Annotated in this window: 17 protein-coding genes and 2 pseudogenes; 14 read left to right on the forward strand and 5 right to left on the reverse strand. The window is 41.3% G+C overall.

Going from position 1 to position 18,152, the window contains the following annotated elements; translation table 11 throughout:
* Positions 1 to 42: 42 nt before the first annotated feature.
* The 7 genes from CLOSA_RS08885 to CLOSA_RS08915 all read left to right on the forward strand — a co-directional run bounded on the left by CLOSA_RS08885 (position 43) and on the right by CLOSA_RS08915 (position 4,275).
* A complete protein-coding gene (locus tag CLOSA_RS08885; RefSeq protein ID WP_013272435.1) occupies positions 43 to 753 on the forward strand; it encodes a head maturation protease, ClpP-related in 711 nt (236 codons plus the stop codon).
* Between the two features lie 13 nt (positions 754 to 766).
* Positions 767 to 1,975 carry a phage major capsid protein gene (locus CLOSA_RS08890; RefSeq protein WP_013272436.1) on the forward strand — a complete coding sequence of 403 codons (1,209 nt, stop codon included), beginning with the start codon at positions 767 to 769 and terminating at the stop codon, positions 1,973 to 1,975.
* A gap of 61 nt (positions 1,976 to 2,036) precedes the next feature.
* Positions 2,037 to 2,312 (forward strand): head-tail connector protein, encoded by a 276-nt coding sequence (locus tag CLOSA_RS08895; RefSeq protein ID WP_013272437.1) that lies wholly within the window; start codon positions 2,037 to 2,039, stop codon positions 2,310 to 2,312.
* The gene (locus CLOSA_RS08900) at positions 2,312 to 2,539 is read left to right on the forward strand and encodes a phage head closure protein (RefSeq protein ID WP_013272438.1); all 228 of its coding nucleotides are present in this window, start codon (positions 2,312 to 2,314) and stop codon (positions 2,537 to 2,539) included. Before CLOSA_RS08895 ends, CLOSA_RS08900 begins: the two co-directional genes overlap by 1 nt.
* Positions 2,540 to 2,881: 342 nt before the next feature.
* Positions 2,882 to 3,220, forward strand: coding sequence for a hypothetical protein (locus CLOSA_RS23055; protein WP_204593049.1), 339 nt, complete (start codon positions 2,882 to 2,884; stop codon positions 3,218 to 3,220).
* A gap of 168 nt (positions 3,221 to 3,388) precedes the next feature.
* On the forward strand, positions 3,389 to 3,724 hold the full coding sequence (locus CLOSA_RS08910; RefSeq protein ID WP_013272439.1) for a hypothetical protein: 336 nt from the start codon (positions 3,389 to 3,391) through the stop codon (positions 3,722 to 3,724).
* A gap of 38 nt (positions 3,725 to 3,762) precedes the next feature.
* Complete coding sequence (locus CLOSA_RS08915) at positions 3,763 to 4,275, forward strand: GNAT family N-acetyltransferase (RefSeq protein ID WP_013272440.1); 513 nt, start codon at positions 3,763 to 3,765, stop codon at positions 4,273 to 4,275.
* Between the two features lie 511 nt (positions 4,276 to 4,786).
* Here the strand turns inward: CLOSA_RS08915 and CLOSA_RS23570 are convergent.
* Positions 4,787 to 5,122, reverse strand: a pseudogene (locus tag CLOSA_RS23570) (recombinase family protein); the annotation flags it as partial.
* A gap of 462 nt (positions 5,123 to 5,584) precedes the next feature.
* Between CLOSA_RS23570 and CLOSA_RS08930 the strand changes: the two are divergent.
* Both CLOSA_RS08930 and CLOSA_RS08935 read left to right on the forward strand, forming a co-directional pair.
* The gene (locus CLOSA_RS08930) at positions 5,585 to 5,929 is read left to right on the forward strand and encodes a DUF3788 domain-containing protein (RefSeq protein ID WP_049791650.1); all 345 of its coding nucleotides are present in this window, start codon (positions 5,585 to 5,587) and stop codon (positions 5,927 to 5,929) included.
* Between the two features lie 35 nt (positions 5,930 to 5,964).
* Complete coding sequence (locus tag CLOSA_RS08935) at positions 5,965 to 6,300, forward strand: MmcQ/YjbR family DNA-binding protein (RefSeq protein WP_013272441.1); 336 nt, start codon at positions 5,965 to 5,967, stop codon at positions 6,298 to 6,300.
* 123 nt (positions 6,301 to 6,423) lie between these two features.
* On the opposite strand, the pseudogene CLOSA_RS23675 reads toward CLOSA_RS08935, so the two are convergent.
* Positions 6,424 to 6,513 (reverse strand): annotated as a pseudogene (locus tag CLOSA_RS23675) (transposase); the annotation flags it as partial.
* Between the two features lie 259 nt (positions 6,514 to 6,772).
* Between CLOSA_RS23675 and CLOSA_RS08940 the strand changes: the two are divergent.
* From CLOSA_RS08940 to CLOSA_RS23175, 5 genes are all read left to right on the forward strand, one after another.
* Positions 6,773 to 8,533 carry an ATP-binding cassette domain-containing protein gene (locus tag CLOSA_RS08940; RefSeq protein ID WP_013272442.1) on the forward strand — a complete coding sequence of 587 codons (1,761 nt, stop codon included), beginning with the start codon at positions 6,773 to 6,775 and terminating at the stop codon, positions 8,531 to 8,533.
* A gap of 379 nt (positions 8,534 to 8,912) precedes the next feature.
* Complete coding sequence (locus CLOSA_RS08945) at positions 8,913 to 9,488, forward strand: MarR family winged helix-turn-helix transcriptional regulator (RefSeq protein ID WP_013272443.1); 576 nt, start codon at positions 8,913 to 8,915, stop codon at positions 9,486 to 9,488.
* Positions 9,489 to 9,646: 158 nt separating this feature from the next.
* Positions 9,647 to 10,993, forward strand: a complete 1,347-nt coding sequence (locus CLOSA_RS08950) for an MATE family efflux transporter (RefSeq protein WP_013272444.1) — start codon at positions 9,647 to 9,649, stop codon at positions 10,991 to 10,993.
* Positions 10,994 to 11,294: 301 nt separating this feature from the next.
* Positions 11,295 to 12,506, forward strand: coding sequence for an MFS transporter (locus CLOSA_RS08955; protein ID WP_013272446.1), 1,212 nt, complete (start codon positions 11,295 to 11,297; stop codon positions 12,504 to 12,506).
* Positions 12,507 to 12,568: 62 nt separating this feature from the next.
* A complete protein-coding gene (locus CLOSA_RS23175) occupies positions 12,569 to 14,836 on the forward strand; it encodes a YARHG domain-containing protein (protein WP_013272447.1) in 2,268 nt (755 codons plus the stop codon).
* A gap of 156 nt (positions 14,837 to 14,992) precedes the next feature.
* Here the strand turns inward: CLOSA_RS23175 and CLOSA_RS08965 are convergent, their stop codons facing one another.
* The 3 genes from CLOSA_RS08965 to CLOSA_RS08975 all read right to left on the reverse strand — a co-directional run bounded on the left by CLOSA_RS08965 (position 14,993) and on the right by CLOSA_RS08975 (position 18,006).
* Positions 14,993 to 16,420 (reverse strand): amino acid permease, encoded by a 1,428-nt coding sequence (locus tag CLOSA_RS08965; protein WP_013272448.1) that lies wholly within the window; start codon positions 16,418 to 16,420, stop codon positions 14,993 to 14,995.
* A 114-nt stretch (positions 16,421 to 16,534) separates the two neighbouring features.
* Positions 16,535 to 17,107 (reverse strand): SOS response-associated peptidase, encoded by a 573-nt coding sequence (locus CLOSA_RS08970; RefSeq protein WP_013272449.1) that lies wholly within the window; start codon positions 17,105 to 17,107, stop codon positions 16,535 to 16,537.
* A gap of 41 nt (positions 17,108 to 17,148) precedes the next feature.
* The gene (locus CLOSA_RS08975) at positions 17,149 to 18,006 is read right to left on the reverse strand and encodes an AraC family transcriptional regulator (RefSeq protein WP_013272450.1); all 858 of its coding nucleotides are present in this window, start codon (positions 18,004 to 18,006) and stop codon (positions 17,149 to 17,151) included.
* Between the last annotated feature and the right edge of the window lie 146 nt (positions 18,007 to 18,152).

Here is an 18,152-nt window from a genome sequence, read left to right on the forward strand (position 1 = left end):
GGGGGAGGTTCCTTTTTGTGTGTAAGAAAGTGAGGAATACGGGTGAAACGGAAGTTTTGGAACTGGGTGAAGAATGAGGACAAAGGAGGAAGGACGCTGTACCTGGACGGGGAAATTTCAGACGAAACCTGGTATGGCGATGAAGTGACACCGGAACTGTTCCGCAGAGAACTGGTATCCGGCAACGGTGATATTACGGTTTGGATTAATTCTTCGGGCGGAGATGTGTTTGCGGCGGCACAAATTTACAACATGCTGATGGACTATAAGGGAAATGTGACCGTGAAGGTGGATGCCCTGGCTGCTTCGGCTGCCTCTGTCATTGCTATGGCAGGAACTACGGTGCAGATGTCCCCGGTTGCCATGATGATGATCCACAACCCCATGACGGTTGCCATCGGGGATTCGGAGGAGATGAAGAAAGCCGGAGCCATGCTGGACGAGGTGAAGGAAAGCATTATGAACGCCTATGAAATCAAGACTGGGCTGAACCGGACAAAGGTTTCCCATCTGATGGATGCAGAGAGCTGGTTCAATGCCAGGAAGGCAGTGGAACTTGGATTTGCAGATGAGATTTTAGAGAACAAAAGTGGAAACAGGGAGAAGGAAAATAGGCTGGAACTGGAAGGACTGATGTTTTCCAGAGCGGCGGTTGCCAATTCCCTATTAGATAAGTTAATCCCGAAGAAACCGGAAAAGAAGGGAATTCCGGCAGAGCAGTTAGAAAAGCGTTTGAATCTATTAAGTCATTGAGGAGGAAGAATCTATGAAACAGATTTTAGAATTAAGGGAAAAAAGAGCGAAGGCGTGGGAATCGGCAAAGAAATTCCTGGATGAGAAGCGTGGGGATGACGGCTGCCTTAATACGGAGGATACTGCTGCGTATGAAAAGATGGAGGCAGATGTGATGAACCTGGGCAAAGAAATTGAGCGCCTGGAACGCCAGGCTGCCATTGACCTGGAACTGTCAAAGCCAACCAGTACACCGATTACCAACAAACCAAACGGAAATCCATCTGGTGAAGAAAAGACGGGCAGGGCAGGCATGGAATACCGCAGGGAGTTTTGGAATGCCATGCGAAAGAAGAACTACTACGATGTAAATAATGCACTACAGATTGGCACGGATTCCGAGGGTGGATATTTAGTGCCGGATGAGTTTGAGCAGACGCTGGTGCAGGGACTGGAGGAAGAAAATGTGTTCCGTACTTTGGCAACCATAATCCAGACTTCCAGCGGTGACCGGAAAATTCCGGTGGTGGCAACGAAGGGAGAGGCTTCCTGGGTAGATGAGGAAGGACAGATTCCAGAGTCTGATGATTCTTTCGGACAGGTATCCATTGCGGCTTATAAGGTAGCAACCATGATTAAAGTCTCTGACGAGCTGCTGAATGACAGCGTGTTTAACATGGAAGCCTATATCTCCAATGAGTTTTCAAGAAGAATCGGTGCGAAAGAGGAAGAAGCATTCCTTGTGGGTGATGGTAAGGGGAAACCTACTGGAATTTTCAATTCCGTCGGCGGAGCTTCTGAGGGTGTGACCACAGCCACGGTAAGCATTACTTTTGATGATGTGATGGATCTGTTCTATTCAGTGAAAAGCCCGTACCGTAAGAAATCCACCTTTGTAATGAACGATTCCACGGTAAAGGCACTCCGTAAGCTGAAGGATAATAACGGCACCTACATCTGGCAGCCTTCCGTGCAGGCAGGACAGCCAGATACGGTTTTAAACCGTCCAGTGGTGACGTCTGCTTATGCGCCGGCCATTACAACAGGGGGAAAAGTCATTGCTTTTGGTGATTTCAAGTATTACTGGATTGCCGACAGACAGGGGCGTTCCTTTAAACGTCTGAATGAGTTATTTGCAGCCACCGGTCAGGTTGGCTTCCTTGGAAGCCAGAAAGTGGACGGTAAGCTGATTCTGCCGGAAGCGGTGAAAGTGCTGGTCATGAAGGCAGCAAACGGTACCTGAATCAATTTTTGAGGATTTGCTTTAGTGAGCAGGTCTTTTTTTATGTGGAAAGGAGGCATCTATGGTAGCCACATTGGAAGAAATCAAGGAATATGTACGGATTGACAGCATTGGTGAGGACGATTTCCTGCTGGGCTTGTGTGCCACATCAGAAAGTCTGTGCAGTGACATTTTACACCGGACGTTTGATGAGATGGAGGAAGTGCCGGATCCGGTGAAGACCGCTGTGTTGTATGGCATTTCGTACTTGTATGAGAACCGGGAACAGGAGGATTTCAAAGATTTGATATTGATGCTGAAGTGCCTGCTGTTCGGGCAGAGGGACGAGGTGTTCTGATGAAGATCGGGCAGTGGCGGGAGAGTATCCTGATCCAGAAAAATAACATCACGAAGGATAAGACCGGAAACCAGAAGAACGTGTGGGTCGACTACTATTCCTGCCACGCTTATGTGAATAACCTGTCCGGCCGGGAATACTGGGAGGCGGCACAGGTGAACCAGGAGGCTTCCCTCTATTTTATTGTGCGGTACTGCAGGGAACTGGAATCCATGGACAGCACCTGAGTGTAAGTATGCCCAGATGGCTACGCAGGAGGATATGGACAGTTTTTGATTTACGTTGATTGGCTGGCTGTTTCCTGCTATACTAGTAAGGGAAATGGCTGGATTGGTCAGTATAAAATCGGGATTTAAGGAGATGGCTTATGAAATTATATACTGAAAGGCATGGTATAAGAGCACCACGGGAAAAGACATATTTAATTAACAGAGATATGTATTCATTACTTTTTGATTGCTGTAAAAGATTTATCAAATGCAACATAGTCACTATCTGTAAAATCATGATGACAGTTTAGAGTAAAAATATGTTTTGCAGCAGTACATGAGGTAGGCACAAGAGAGTTGTTGAAAGATGCTGTTGCATTATATAAGACACCAAATCCTTCAGCACGACAAGATTCAGTGGAAATGATATGGGATGCGTTTGAACGTCTTAAAACTTACTATACAACATTGGATAAGAAACATTCATCAGAAAAAATAGTGAATGATATAGCAAACGGAAATGATGACTTTGTTAATTTGTTTAATGATGAATTTAAGATGTTGACGGACATTGGAAATAAATATCGCATACGCCATCATGAAACTAATAAGATTGATATTACAGATGTCCGTTATTACGATTATCTTTTTAATCGTTGTTTATCACTAATTGCACTTGCTATAGAATACCTGATTTGAAGGAAACACTGAATATGTACGATTTCTTTGAAAAAGGAAAATTCGGGATAACTATAGATGTGTTGTCCGGCTGAAATAAAAGATTTAGTGAGAAAAGTATTTAGATGAATTCTCATTTATCGGGAAGTTGAACATAGAGAAGCAAGTTATAATACGAGGAGGGGTATTATGGAAAAAAGGGTTGATTTTGAACAGTTTGCTGATTCGAAACTTGCCATTAGCAATTATATGCATTCTAAAGCGGGAAACGACTATATGCATGAAGCGAGAATTTTAGTTTCTTCCAGAGGAGAAACCAAGTACAACAGTATTTTGAAGGTGGTTCCGAGAATAGAAACTAATAATTCATTTATTGATATAATCGGAGACGCGCAATTTGAACGAGATTATTACGCAAGATATACTAACGAATATCAGAAGTTTGCTTTTATTAACGGCATACTTTTGATTAGAGGTGAGGACATATGGGGAAATCCCATTGAGATTGATATAACAAGTGTATGAGAATGAAGAAAATTTATCGGGGATGTGGAGAAAAGAGAATGATCTGCAAAATAAGAAAATGGGAGTTGTCGGATGCAATGGATTTAGCGGCGGCTCTTTCCAATAAAAAAGTACAAGATAATCTTCGGGACGGATTGCCATACCCTTACACCGAGCAGGACGGAACGGATTATATCTCTGCGATGCTTTCCACAGATGAAAATGAAACTTTTGCTTTTGCTATTACAGTAGATGGTAAAGTGATTGGCAGTATCGGGATTTTTCGCCAGGGGAACATACACAGGCAGGTTGCCGAGTTGGGATATTACATCGCAGAAGAATATTGGGGCAAAGGAATTATGACAGAAGCCGTAAAACAAATTTGCGGGTATGTTTTTGACAAGAGCGATATTATCCGTATCTATGCAGAACCGTTCGCATACAATGTCGCATCTTGCCGTGTGCTTGAAAAAGCAGGCTTTCAATACGAAGGTACATTAAGAAGTAACGCTGTAAAGAACGGCGAAGTGATCGACATGAAGATGTATTCACTACTGAAAACAGAAATATAGTTTCCAGTTTTACAGTGAGCATAATCACAAATAGAATAGTTACTTATACATAGGCATCTGTCCAAAAGCGGCGGGTGTCTTTTCTTATATCTTGAGCCTTAACCGGCTCTTTTTAGTACCATAAATGTGTAATTGTTAAAGCATACCATTAGTACTTAAACATTTACACTTATTTTTTATAATAAGAGAGTAATTGGTCTGGCGAGCTGTTTTTTGGATTAACCACATCCGTCACAAAAACCGTCAACCACCCCTTATTATAATCATTCGGTTAAGCAGGTTGAAACCCGTAAGGTGCTTTCGTGTAACGAACTAAAATGAATTGTAATAAGTGTGGAAGGGAACAATTGCAAATTCGTTTTGGTGGTTACAGATGATAAGTGTAGGAATTGATGTATTAAAAGAAAAAAGTACAGTATGTATCTTGAAACCATATGGGGAAATTATAAGCAAGCATCATCTCACCGTCCCCTGAAAGGGTGTTGATATTCTGTTCTTCAAAAAAAATACCGACACCCAGTTCTTTCAGCTCTCTTGCAACTTTCAGAACGGTGACGGTATTTCTCGCAAATCTTGATATTGACTTTGTTATGATTAATTCGATTTCCCCTGCCCTTGCCTTTCCCAGTATTTTCTGGAACTGTGGACGGCTCTCGCAGTAGCCGGAGATTCCCTGGTCGGCATAGACTCCGGCAAACTTGCGTTGATTGAGTAGCCGTTTCCTGCTATACTGGTAGCAGAAGGAGGCTGACAAAGTCAGCGTGAAACTAGAGTTGAATGGGGTGATTTGATGGATGATAAAGAATTTGAAGATGGAATATTTAAGGTGGTTCGAAAGAAAAACCACATGAATACAAAGGTAAATAAGGACGGAACTTGAAAGGCTATGCAATTCACTGATGGGAATAATGGACTGGACGGTCCCGTAGACTTAATGGAAGTTGACATTGATGAATTGATAAAACAATCAAGGTCAATGGATATCCATCCTTTAGTCAAGTTAGTGATAGATGATATTTATGATCTCCTTATAGATTATGGATTACACAGAGGAGCAGATAAATTCTACAGTTACTTTCCACAAAAGGGATTCCAGTTGCAAAAAAAGCAGTAAAAGAACTGTCTGAAAATACGGGATTCTATGTTGAGGCATTCATAGATGCAATGGCAGGTAAAGAAACTAAGGTCAATCGATTATTAAGAGAGGCAGAAATGAAGAAAGCCACTGTATTGGCAGAGGTGGAATCTAACAAAGAAACGAGCAGAGCAAAGAGACTCGAAGCCCCGAAGAAGTTCAGCAAACAATCCATTGTTTGCTGAGTTATGCCAGCATTTAGAGAAAGAATACAAGGCTCTTTGCAAGACAGAATACAGCAAAGATGTCTGGCTGCGGGGCTGGAACATAAAATTCAAAAAAGCAGGGAAATCATTATGCACGGTTTACCCAAAAAAACACGGTTTTACTGTGCTGGTGGTTGTTGGCAATAAAGAAAAGGAACAGGTGGAAAATCTGCTGCCGCAAATGTCCGCCGAGATTCAGAAAATTTATGCTGAAACAAAAGAAGGAAACGGGCAAAGGTGGCTGATGATTGATTTAAAGACTCGCGGGGCAGTATATAGCGATGTGTTAAAACTCATCCGTATCCGCAGATAAATTAAGTAAATTCTGTTATCCGGGAGGTGGCGTACATGACTGAGCGAAAGGAAGTTTTAGATTACGGCATGGCTTTACCGGGTGCATACATGGATGCGCCTTTCCATGATGACAACTGGGTGCTTCTCCGTTTCAGGAAGAACAAAAAGGCGTTTGCATGGACTTATGAGAAAGATGGAACGATGAGGGTAAATGTGAAGGTGGATCCGCAGTGGCGGGATTTCTGGAGGAATGCTTACCCGTCCATTTTACCGGGATACCATCAAAATAAAGACCATTGGAACACTGTCATTCTGGACGGGACGATTCCGGATGAAGAGATAAAGCGGATGATTGCGGAAAGCTATGACCTTATCGTAAAGCAAAAATAGTATATCTAATCATAGTTAAAGAAGGATTACATAGGCGCCTGTCGCAATGATGGGTGTCTTTTTCAATACATTTTTTGAGCTTAAGAGGCTCTTTATTTCTGCTCCAAAACAGAGGAGGTTTCGCATAATTAAAGCACTTTGCCCATCAGGGAAAGCACCAATAGCCCGGGTTCTGCGTTTAATTTCCCGGTTCAGACGTTCAATGGTATTGTTGGCTGGTTGTTCACAGGAACGTGGAAACAGTAGTTGAATTGAGTCGAAAATAATATTATAAGTTAATTACAAATTGTTTTTTGAACCTATATTATAAAACAAGGGGCAGGAATAATAATCTGTGCCTTGTTTTATATTGTTTTTTGATGTACAATTTACAAATTATATACTTTTAGTACTAAAAATATTTAACGTAGATTGCACCGCATCGTAAAGCTTGTGTCAAATTATGCTGAAAATAAATGCCAAGGAGATAATTATGATTAAGGTTCAGAACTTGTCCTACTCGTATCCGCAAAAGGATTTATATAAAAAAGTTTCATTTACAATAGAAGATGACGTGCATTGTGCATTGATTGGTACTAACGGTACAGGAAAAAGTACATTACTCGATTTGCTGATGCATTCCGGAGAGTATCTATACGATGGAAAAATAATAATTGACAACACAGACAGAATCGGATATGTCAGTCAATTTTCTCAATTAGATCCAAATGAAGATATGACTGTGTTTCAGTATATCAGCAATGAGTTTGTAAAGCATGAGCAGAAAATTTTAGATTTTTGTAAAGAAATGGAGACCGCTGAAGATCTGGAAAAGGTCTTTGAGGGATATCAAAAAGAATTAGATGAGTGGAATGCGATTGATGGGGAGTCTTATGAAATCAATATAAAAAAGCAATTAAAACTGGCTAATTTACAAAAATTAGAAGAACAGAAGATCAGCAGTCTGAGTGGTGGAGAATTTAAACTGATACAGGTAATCAGAGAGATGATGCTGAGTCCAAGATTTCTTATTATGGACGAACCGGATGTGTTTTTGGATTTTAAACATCTGAATGCGTTAAGGAATCTGATCAACGCTCACAAGGGAACGCTGCTTATGATCACGCATAACCGGTACTTGTTAAACCATTGCTTTAACAAGATACTTCACATGGAAAATATGGATGTTCAGGAATTTGACGGGACTTATTCAGAATATAATTATGAACTTCTCGCTACGAAGATTGATTTAGAAGAAGCGGCAGCTGAAGACCAGGCAGAGATTGACCGTCAGAGTAAAATCTTAGAAAAATCCAGAGCGAGAGCGTCGGAAATGGACAACGCATCCCTTGGAAGAGCCGTACATGCAAGACAGACCTTGGTGGATCGGCTGAAAGCAAGAAAAACAAAGGCGCCTTTTGTGGATATCAAGCAGCCTGAAATATATTTTGGACTGGAAAATACAGTGGCAGATGAATACATTCTGGAATTGACGGATTACAGCGTTGCATTTGATGAGCAGCTTTTAGAACATGTGGATTTTGTAATGAAACCTGCAGATCATGTCGCAATTGTGGGAAATAATGGAACTGGAAAAACAACAATGCTAAGTGAAATCTTTGAAAATATAAAAGACACGATCCGGATTAGTAAGGATGCAAAGGTTCGCATGTTTTCCCAGATTACGGGCTCATTATTTGACGATGCAAAAACGTTGCTTGAAATTTTTGAAGATAAAGGTTTTGATACAATAAAAAATATAAAGGACTATTTGAAAAAATATGGTTTTGAAGGAGATACGCTTGGCCAAAAGGTAAGTGAATTATCTGGTGGAGAAAAAGATTTATTTCAATTAGCAGTGCTCTCATTAGAAAAGGCCAACCTCCTTCTTCTGGATGAACCAACAGGGCATTTGGATGTTTATGCGCAGATTGCATTAGAACAGGCGATCTCCGAGTACAAAGGCGCAATTCTTATGGTGTCCCATGATTATTATACGGTGGCCAATTCCATGGACTATGTGCTTTTGGTAGAAAATAATACTGTGCGCAGAATGAGCATCCGAAAATTCCGCCAGATGATTTATGCCAATCATTTCGACAAAGATTACCTGCTGCTGGAGCAAAAGAAAAAAGAGACAGAAACCAGAATTCAACAACTGCTTCGAGCAAATGAATTTGAAAAGGCAAAGGTTCTTATGGAGTCATTAGAAGAAACTATTAAAAATATGAACATGGTAATGACAAAAATTTAATAAATTTCTTTATATAGTAACGAACTGCTGTCCCGGTAACGTTTTGTCAAATGGTAAACTTTTTAGACGATAGAAAGATTATGCAGAGGAAACGGGTTAACAACCTTGATTCCTCTGTTATTATTTTGGATAAAATAAACATTCCAACCTTATGCCTGACAAATAAATAGAGTATAATCAACTGGTGAGTGTCTCATTGGCATTCAATACGTTTTGGGGTGGAATTCCCCATAAAATACCCTAATAAGATTATATAAGGAAAGGAAATTGAAAAATAGTAAGGTGCCTGAAAAAAAAGATTGACAAATAGATAAGGTACCTGTATAATTGCGGAATGTAAGGTACCTTTTTAATTACTGTTGATAATGGAGGAATATTTATGCAAGAAAAGAAATTTGACCTAATTATGCAATTAACACGTATTGAGTGGTTACTTCATAAGTATCATCTGCAAAACCATGCTAATTTTGGCCCTATGGGAGATCCTCGCAAAGGCCAGGGAAGAATTTTGAGTATCCTTAAAATGAAACCGGAAATCAGCCAAAAAGAACTGTCGTATTTATTAGAAATGAGACCTCAATCACTTGGTGAACTTCTGGCTAAGCTTGAAAAGAAAGGATATATCAGCCGGACTCCATCAGAAACCGATCGTCGGTCTATGAATATTAAACTGACAAAAGAAGGAGATGAGGCAACGGAATCATCTCATCAGGAGTTTAGCTTTGATCATGTATTCGATTGTTTGAATGACGAGGAGCAACTAAACCTGAGCAATTATTTAGACCGTATGATTCATACATTAGAGTCACAGATTGTTGATGAACAGCCAGAACCGGATTTTGATCCTCGTTTACCAAGTGGAAGACGTAATTTTCCAGGAGGTTTTTATAATCCTGACGGTCCGGGTCCGGCAAGATTTCATACGGGTCATGGTATGAATAGGGACTTTGAATAAGATTGTGGTTAGAAATAAACAGGGCATTTAAATAATAATTAGTTATTGCAGTTAAGGATAGAGGCGCTGCGCAGAAGTATAATAGTCTGCGCCTTTATTTTTTTGCGCCTAAACTTACGGTAAAATTTGTAGCAACAAATAGGAAAGGAGTTTTTAATTTGGTAAACTTAGATCAAAAAGAACTTTATTATTTAGAAAAAGCACCGGTTTCAAAAGCGATTATGCACATGGTAGTTCCAATGATGTTAAGTTTTATTTCCACGCTTATATATAACATCACGGATGCTTATTTCATTGGTAAATTAAATAACACAGCAATGATGGCAGCAGTAACACTTGCTTTACCATTTTCGTCTTTGCTGATGGCATTTGGTCATTTGTTTGGAGTGGGTTCAGGTACATTTATATCAAGACTTTTAGGAGAACAGAAAGTTGACAGGGCAAAACAAGTCAGTTCAGTCAATTTTTGGTCATCGATGCTTATGGGTATCATATTTATGGCGGTCTGCTATCCGCTATTATCATCAATTTTAGGACTTTTGGGAGCCAATGGCGAAACGTTCTTATACACCAAGCACTATATTTTAATATTTACGATTGGGTCACCGCTTGTTATTGCCAGTATTTCCCTGGAAGAAACAGTAAGAGCAGAGGGGGCAGCTACAGCTTCCATGGTTGGTATGATATCAGGTGTAATTGTTAACATCATACTGGATCCACTATTCATTTTAGTAATCCATATGAATGTAATGGGTTCAGCACTTGCTACTGTACTTGGTAATCTGGTTTCTGTTGTGTGGTATATCTATGTTCTTCAAAATAAGAGCAGAGTTCAGAGTGTATCCTTGAAACATTTTGAGCCATGCAGGGAGATCTATGCTAATATTTTCAAAGTTGGGATTTCAGCCTTCTTGCTGGATGGGTTTATGGTTATTACCAGTTTGCTATTCAACAATTATTCCATGATCTATGGAGACAATGTTGTTGCTGGATTCGGCATTTCTCAAAGAATTATTCAGATTGTTGATTTTATCAGTATGAGCTTTGCTATGGGGTCGGTTCCATTAATCGCATATGCGTTTTCTGCACAAAATAATAAGAGATTATTGGAAATTATCAAAAAAACAATTTCATATATGCTCGGTATTATATTGACCTTATCTGCGATTCTTTTTATACTGAAAGCACAGGTCATTGGAATCTTCAGCATTGATCCTAAGGTAATTCAAATAGGACAAAGAATCCTGTTAGCGCAGCTTTGTTCCACTGTCTTTGCAGCATTATCAGGAATATTTACAGGCATCTTCCAGGCATTTGGTACAGGTATTCAAGCTACCGTAATGTCAATACTCCGAGGAATCATATTCATTCCTATTTTGATATTAGGAAATATAATGTTTGCAGTAAATGGGGTGATTTGGGCAATGACGATTTCAGAAGTTATTACAGCCATTGTAGGAATAATTCTTTGGATTGGAGTTAGGGATAAAATTTCAAATCGTTAATGGTTTTACTGGAGCATGAAACGCTGGTATGTTCCAAATGTAATGAATTACCTACCTTGGATTATGGTATTTTGAGGGACATGTTGGAAGATACCTGGTTAAATATAGGGTATGAATAGAAACCGGCTCTTTGTGGGATGAATTGCATAAGACTAAGAAAATCGGGGGAAAGTGATGGAAGAAAATAAGAGAAAAATGTAAGCAACATACTAAGGTCAGGTAAAACTGTTTCACAGGCGGTTGAGCGGTTTGGCGGCTTATAAATGGATTACAAGACTGACAGAAGAAATGAGGTACTGAAATGACTAACTGGAAACGCAATGCAACGTTATATATCATTGGGCAGTTCGTGTCAATGTTCGGCTCGATGCTCGTGCAACACGCCATAACTTGGCAAATCACGCTCGAAACCAAATCGGGTGTAATTATGACGCTGTTCACCTGTGCCGCGTTATTGCCAATGACGCTGATATCGCCGTTTGCAGGAGTATGGGCAGATAGGTACAATCGCAAATATCTTATCGTAATATCCGATGCGTGTATTGCGCTGATCACGCTCGGCTTGGCGGCCGCGTACATCTCCGGCTATAAAAATATCTGGCTTATGTTCATCGTTGTAGTTGCACGGTCGTTTGGGCAAGGTGTGCAGCAGCCCGCCGTATCCGCAATGATACCGCAAATCGTACCGACGGAGAGTTTGCAACGATTCAACGGCATACAAAGCTCAATCCAGTCACTGAATATGTTTGCCGCACCGATGGCGGGAGGAGCATTGTTGTCTTTTTTACCGATTGAGTATATTTTCTTCATTGATGTGGCGACTGCGGCGATAGGCATCAGCATCGTTTTCATATTTGTTAAGGTGTCCGGCGTTTTGCACACAGAGGTAGTAAAACATGGGGTAAAGGCATATTTTCACGAACTGCGCGAGGGGGTGCAGTATATCAACTCCAAAGCGTGGCTGAGACTTATTATCATTTACAGTGCGTTCTTCAGCTTTTTCGCGTCGCCCACCGCTTTGCTTACTCCACTTCAGACAGCCCGCACATTCGGCGATGATGTTTGGCGGCTGACCGCGATTGAAATTGTATTTTCCATCGGTGCGATTGTTGGCGGCATATTGATTTCTGTGTGGGGCGGATTCAAAAATAAGGCGCACACGATTGTTATGGCTTGTGCTCTATTCGGCTTGACAGGTTTTCTGCTGGGGGTAGTGCCGGATTTTTGGGTATATTTGGGCGTAATGCTCATCTGCGGCGTTACAATGCCGTTGTTCAACACGCCGAGTATGACGTTGCTCCAGAGCAACGTCGAGCCGGATAAAATGGGACGCGTATTCAGCGTGTTGATGATGTTCAGTGGATTGGCAATGCCCCTGGGAATGGTTGTGTTCGGACCCTTGGGTGATGTAGTGCGAATTGAGTGGCTGTTGATTGCGTCCGGCATGGTGATATTCGTCAGCGGTCTTGCACTGCTCCGGGCACGTTCATTGATAGAGATTGGTAAACCGTAGTAGGAACATCATTTCTATGATATAATTAATTGATTCTATTTGTATTTTGCAGGAGTGAACGAATGAATAAAAAATGCGGGATAAAGTTAAGCAAAATGCGGTACTTGTATAAAGGGCTGGGTATCTTGTTCGGTTGCTTGATACTGTGGGTTTCTCTCAGAGAAGGAAAGAGGCTGCATTTTTTAGAAATGGAAATGATGCCATCAGAGCAGAATTTTGTAATCAACGTTGGGGCAAACGGCAAGAATGTTGAGGTTTTTGCTGCGGAAAAAGGCGTTCATGTCGAGATCGGTTATTCCGAAGGACTGGAAGAGCAGCAGACGAGGCTGACAATAAAGGGAACTATCAGAGATAAAGTATCAGACAGTACACCAGTCCATCTTTTGCTGTTTGGTCTAGATAATACAGAAAATTGGCAATGGGAAATGCTTAGTTCTGTGGGGCTGTCTTCGATTCAATATGATAAAGGTGAGATGATAAATATCCGGGCATACCTTTTCCTGTATGCCGCTGGAATATTTGGGATACTTGGTCTTTTCCTGCTTTTTAAGAATAATGGAACAAAGAGAAACTATGCAAAAGAAAGACTGCTGGAATTTATGGATGGCGCAGAGAATCAGGCAGCATTTGAAGCAGGGAAGCGATGGTTCTTCATTCAAGACAGGAGACGATATTGGAACCGATGTCTGATACTGTTATTTGCCTGTGGATCAGGTCTTTACATTTTCCAGGAATATTTATATCAGTGGTTCTTTCTGAATTCCAAAGACCACATAGGACTTGTTTTTATGTTAACTCTGTCGATTGTGAGCTTAGGAGGTGCGTTTGAAGCTTATTGGGCCAAAAAGCATATGGAGGTACTTACAAGAGAGAACCGGCCACTTACGGCAGCAGCAGCTTTTTTGATGGAGGCAGCATATGGTTCATATTGGCATCAGTCCTACTGCAAAAAACAAGTACATAATGCTGCCGTTGGGCTTGCCAGGGCCGGAAGATATGTTCAGGCGTTAAAACTGGCTGATCATGAATGGAAAGGCGTTGAGGAAAAGAAACAGATGCAGCTGGCTCACAGTAATCTACGCCAGGTATGCTTCCTGGGACTGGAAAGACAACAAGATTTAGAAGCAGAATTTGTGAACCAGAAGCAGCTTGTAAAAAAATATCCCGGATTAAAAAGAATGGGAGAGGCACTGATCCTGCTAACTACAATCAAGAAGGCTTATATGGATCAGAAATTTGCACAGGTAGAGGCATACATAAATGTATATTGTGAACGTTATCCAGATGCCTATCATCACATCCCCCTTATGCCTATTGAGATGAAAGTCTATGAACAGACAGGAGAAATTGAAAAAGCAAAAAACATCTGCAGTCATCTTCTTTCGTACAGCCCTGAAAATATTGCTGTCAGGGAGGCAATGGAATATGGAACCTGTACCTATGTGGAATCTCCGGGTTTTCTCAAAGATAAGACTGGTTTTGTATTACGGATGGTTATGACCGGCGTACTTGGCTTTTACATAGTGCTGCTTGGGAGCGTTATGTTCCTGGGACCACATCATTGGGGAGCAGATGAAACGGAAATATATGATGAGACGAAAGCCGAAAAAATCATACCGCGAATAAACGAAAGTGTAACAGAGAAGGCAGAAGATGAATCAATGGAAACAGAAGAGTCTGAAGCGGAGCAGGAGCCGACGTTTGAGATACCTGCTTCTCAGGCGCCAGGCATTAAAATGGATTTGCCAAAAGACTGGAATGGCCTTACAGTCAGAAAAGAGTTTGAAGGAGGGTGCAGTTTCCATCAGAAAAAATCTTATGATTTGATAGGGGATGGAGTTTTATTCTATCTTCAGGTGTATACTGATTGCAGCTATGTTAATCTGCCGGATTATGAAGTATGGGGATATGATGGTTCTTATGTATACGTGATGTCAAGGCCTACAGATGTAACATTTTATATGGAAGACAGTGCCATAAGCGAGGAATACCATAATATGCTAAGGGAGATTAGTCAGATCCGGGATACTTTCCGGATTCAGTCTGACACAGCTAAATATGACGGATATGAATTTGTATTTCCGAACAGCAGCCATAGTATGCTGCAGGAGCCGGATTTATGGAATCTTTCAGCCGGCCGGCTGAGGATTGCAAAGAACGAGATTTATGCAAGACACGGCAGGTTATTTACTGATGAAGAATTACAGAAATATTTTAATCAATGCAGCTGGTATGAAGGAACGATTGCTCCAGAAGATTTCTTAGAAAATATGCTGAATGAAACAGAGCGGTTCAATATCCGCCTGATTCAGGAACAGCAAAAAAAATAATAACAAGAGCAGCACAGAACAGTCTTACTATGGCCGTATAAGCATCTACAGATGCCTCTCCCTGTGATAGCAGGCATCTGTAGTAATTTACAAACTAAATTCTATATACCGTTTAAGCTCAGTGTTCCAGAAAATACATGATATTTTGAGGAATGCTTAATCTTTTTTCATGTCTGGATCATAGATTTCTTCCGAAAATTCCGTTAAAATACGACGATGCTCCGGTGTTCCTGCCGGATATTGCTTGGGTTGGGGCATCTTTCGTTTGCTTGTTACCTTTACAATACCATAGCAGACCGAAAAAAAGGCAACAAGAGCGATACCTGCAAGGAATCCCAAGGTCTGTCCTTTTAAAAACGGCATGCTGAACATGGCAATGATCAATCCTGCCATGGTAAACAGAGAACTGTACGGAAAACCGCACAGGCGGCAGTTTCCTTCCGGCTTTCCGTTCTTTTTCCGGAAACGGATATGAGTATACATGAGCACAATATAAGTAAAAAGCAATGCAAATCCCCCGGAGCTGATTAAAAACAGATAAACTTCGGGAAAAAGCAAACCGATATACAGAAACAGCATCATAGAGAAACCGGAAAATAAGATTCCCCGGTAGGGGACATCGGTTTTGTCTTTTAAAAATGAAGGACCAAGCCGGTCCTCCACTAGAGAACGGAGCATTCTTCCGATTCCAAACATGGCAGCTACCATAGTAGACAAAATTGCGCTGATCAGTATCACCGTCATAGCAGTGCCGGCCCAGGTCATTTGATAGCGGTTTAAAGCCGTAACCATAGGGCTGACGTTTTCGCTTAAGGATTGGCTGGGGACCAGCAGCAAAAGAACTGAAATACACAGAATATAAAGTGTTACCAGCCAGAAAACCGTCAGATGAATGGCGCGGGGTATATTTTTTTGTTTATTTTCTGTTTCACTGGCAGCCAATCCGATGATTTCAAAGCCTGCATAGGTAAATAAAACGATCAGCATGCTTCCTGCCAGGCTTTTGAAACCGCCGGGGAGAAATGGCTCGGATCGCAATATACTGTTTCCTATGGGGCGGGAGCCAGGTAAAACACCCAATACAATCATAGAACCTAAAAGAATAAAACCAATAATAGCTATAATTTTAATTGCTGACAGAATGCTTTCCAGATGGCTTAACTGCTTTGCGCCCAATAGGTTTAACAGTGTTACTCCGGCGATCAGGAAAGTGCCAAGGAATGGAATCGATACCGAGGGAAACCAGGTTCGAAACAATAAGGAAACTGCGGTAGCCTCACTTGACATGGAAATGACCATACCGGTCCAATAGACCCAGCCCACTACAAAACCTGTGCCATTGTTGATATACTGAGATGCATATGTTCGGAAAGAAGCGGAATCCGGGTTAGATACCGTCATTTCCGAAAGCGCAAACAGAATGAAATAAACCATAACAGCGCAAATCAGATAAGTAAGAATAATTGCCGGGCCGGCAGCCTGTATGGCAACTGATGAGCCTAAAAAAAAGGAACCGCCGATTACGGTTCCCAAAGCCATCATCGTTAAGCGGCCTGCAGTAAGGCCATGTGCTTTATTTTTCATAGGATTCCTCGCTTTTGCTTTTGGTATTAGTATTGCAGATATCGGATAAGTTATACCAAACAGAGGAATCCTTCGGTGTGCTTTTTGGACAGGATGCAGAATCCTTCTTGGGCCTTACTTTCTGGTCTCTGATACTGCCTTATAACGAACTTCTTTCATTCCCCGGCTCATTGTTTCAATCGGATCATGTCCATAAAGCCATTGGTCATGAATTTTTTCTGGAAGTATTACCGGCATTCGGTCATGAATAAATGAAATGCCAGACCAAGCCGGGCGTGTCAGAATAACGAACAGAGATTCCCCCGTTTGCAAGTCTGTTCTCGATATTCCAGCCATCCATACCGGGCGGTTATCCGGAGTTGACAGTGCATACTTGATCTTTTGGGAGCCGCGCTTTTCCCATTCAAAATACCAGCTGGCCGGTATCAGGCAGCGTCCTTCCGACATGGGCCGACGAAACATATTCTTTTCTGCTGCCGTTTCGCTTCGGGCATTAATGACCTCACCTTTCCCGTCAAACCTGGGAAATCCCCAACGCATTGCCGTCATGGTTCCATTCGGGGATAGCACAGGTGCAAGGTTAGTAGGGTATACCTCGCCTGTTTTTACTGTTGTTTTTCTCTCAACTTCAGCGATAATAGAACGCAGCTCAGCGTCCTCAATTTCAATATAGTATCTGCCGCACACGTTATTGAACCACCTTTCCGATCGTAGGCCGTCATTAGTTTTTATTTCTGTTTGACAGGAATCCAAATTTCGCAGTAATATTTTTCGTCCTGCACACCGTTTGTATACCCGGCGGGGTCACTATACATTTCAATATTGTAACCCGCTGCAATTTCATAGTCCTTACAGCCGGGCAACCATTCTGAAAATATTTTCTTGTGCACATCCTGCAAAGAATGGGAAGCTGCCCCTTTGCAAGGAAAAACAGCCCAGGTGTGTTTCGGAATAACCCTGGTAATAAATCCCTCGGCAATTTCCTCAATGGGGTTGTAATTATCTGCGATCAGATATTCAAATTCATTACTGCCCATGTTTTCATCAATGGACACACCGTACATACTGCAAACAAGATCACTTTTTCCTGTTTGATAGTAATCCGCCCAAAACTTCGGGATCTCCGTAGCCGCTTCCTCATATTTGCAAACCTTTGATACACCGATAATGGTAAACTCATCCTTTTTTACAATTTTGTAATCCAAAGTAAAACCTCCTTCTAATATGAGTTTGATTTTCAACGAAGCAAAAGATTTTATCATTGTTTCGCCTTTTCGTACAGAGGAGGGAGTTGCACCATGAAACCGGGTAAAAGCTTTTGTAAAGCTATCAGGTGATTCATAGCCGTATTTGAGTGCAATATCAATGATTTTTCTTTCCGAGGAAACAAGCTCGCTGCCGGCAAGCGTAAGCCTGCGTTTCTTTATATAATCTCCGACCGTAAAACCGCAGAGCAAAGCAAACCCCTTTTGAAAATAGAACGGTGATATCATTGCCTGTTTTGCAATATCTTCCATAGTCAGTTCTTCGGTGATATTGTCCTCAATATAACTGATTGCTTTACTGATACATTCCGTCCACTCCATGTGCAACACCTCCTGTCTGTACCTGTATCTTACGATCTTCAAAGGTTTTTTTCCCGACTTATCGTGTTATATTTTGTCTGCATTGTGATTTTTATAAAGCCTGACATTTTCCGCATACCAAATGCAGCAGGGAACAAAACTTGCTT

This window comes from [Clostridium] saccharolyticum WM1 (assembly GCF_000144625.1).
Classification (GTDB): Bacteria; Bacillota; Clostridia; order Lachnospirales; family Lachnospiraceae; genus Lacrimispora; species Lacrimispora saccharolytica.

Bases quoted from the DNA above. Each gene is read 5' to 3' on its own strand.
- CLOSA_RS08935 (WP_013272441.1), top strand. From the start codon at position 5,965: ATGACTGAGCGAAAGGAAGTTTTAGATTACGGCATGGCTTTACCGGGT.
- CLOSA_RS23175 (WP_013272447.1), top strand. From the start codon at position 12,569: ATGAATAAAAAATGCGGGATAAAGTTAAGCAAAATGCGGTACTTGTAT.
- CLOSA_RS08940 (WP_013272442.1), top strand. From the start codon at position 6,773: ATGATTAAGGTTCAGAACTTGTCCTACTCGTATCCGCAAAAGGATTTA.
- CLOSA_RS08955 (WP_013272446.1), top strand. From the start codon at position 11,295: ATGACTAACTGGAAACGCAATGCAACGTTATATATCATTGGGCAGTTC.
- CLOSA_RS08945 (WP_013272443.1), top strand. From the start codon at position 8,913: ATGCAAGAAAAGAAATTTGACCTAATTATGCAATTAACACGTATTGAG.
- CLOSA_RS08975 (WP_013272450.1), bottom strand. From the start codon at position 18,006: ATGGAGTGGACGGAATGTATCAGTAAAGCAATCAGTTATATTGAGGAC.
- CLOSA_RS08895 (WP_013272437.1), top strand. From the start codon at position 2,037: ATGGTAGCCACATTGGAAGAAATCAAGGAATATGTACGGATTGACAGC.
- CLOSA_RS08890 (WP_013272436.1), top strand. From the start codon at position 767: ATGAAACAGATTTTAGAATTAAGGGAAAAAAGAGCGAAGGCGTGGGAA.
- CLOSA_RS08915 (WP_013272440.1), top strand. From the start codon at position 3,763: ATGATCTGCAAAATAAGAAAATGGGAGTTGTCGGATGCAATGGATTTA.
- CLOSA_RS08965 (WP_013272448.1), bottom strand. From the start codon at position 16,420: ATGAAAAATAAAGCACATGGCCTTACTGCAGGCCGCTTAACGATGATG.
- CLOSA_RS08900 (WP_013272438.1), top strand. From the start codon at position 2,312: ATGAAGATCGGGCAGTGGCGGGAGAGTATCCTGATCCAGAAAAATAAC.
- CLOSA_RS08910 (WP_013272439.1), top strand. From the start codon at position 3,389: ATGGAAAAAAGGGTTGATTTTGAACAGTTTGCTGATTCGAAACTTGCC.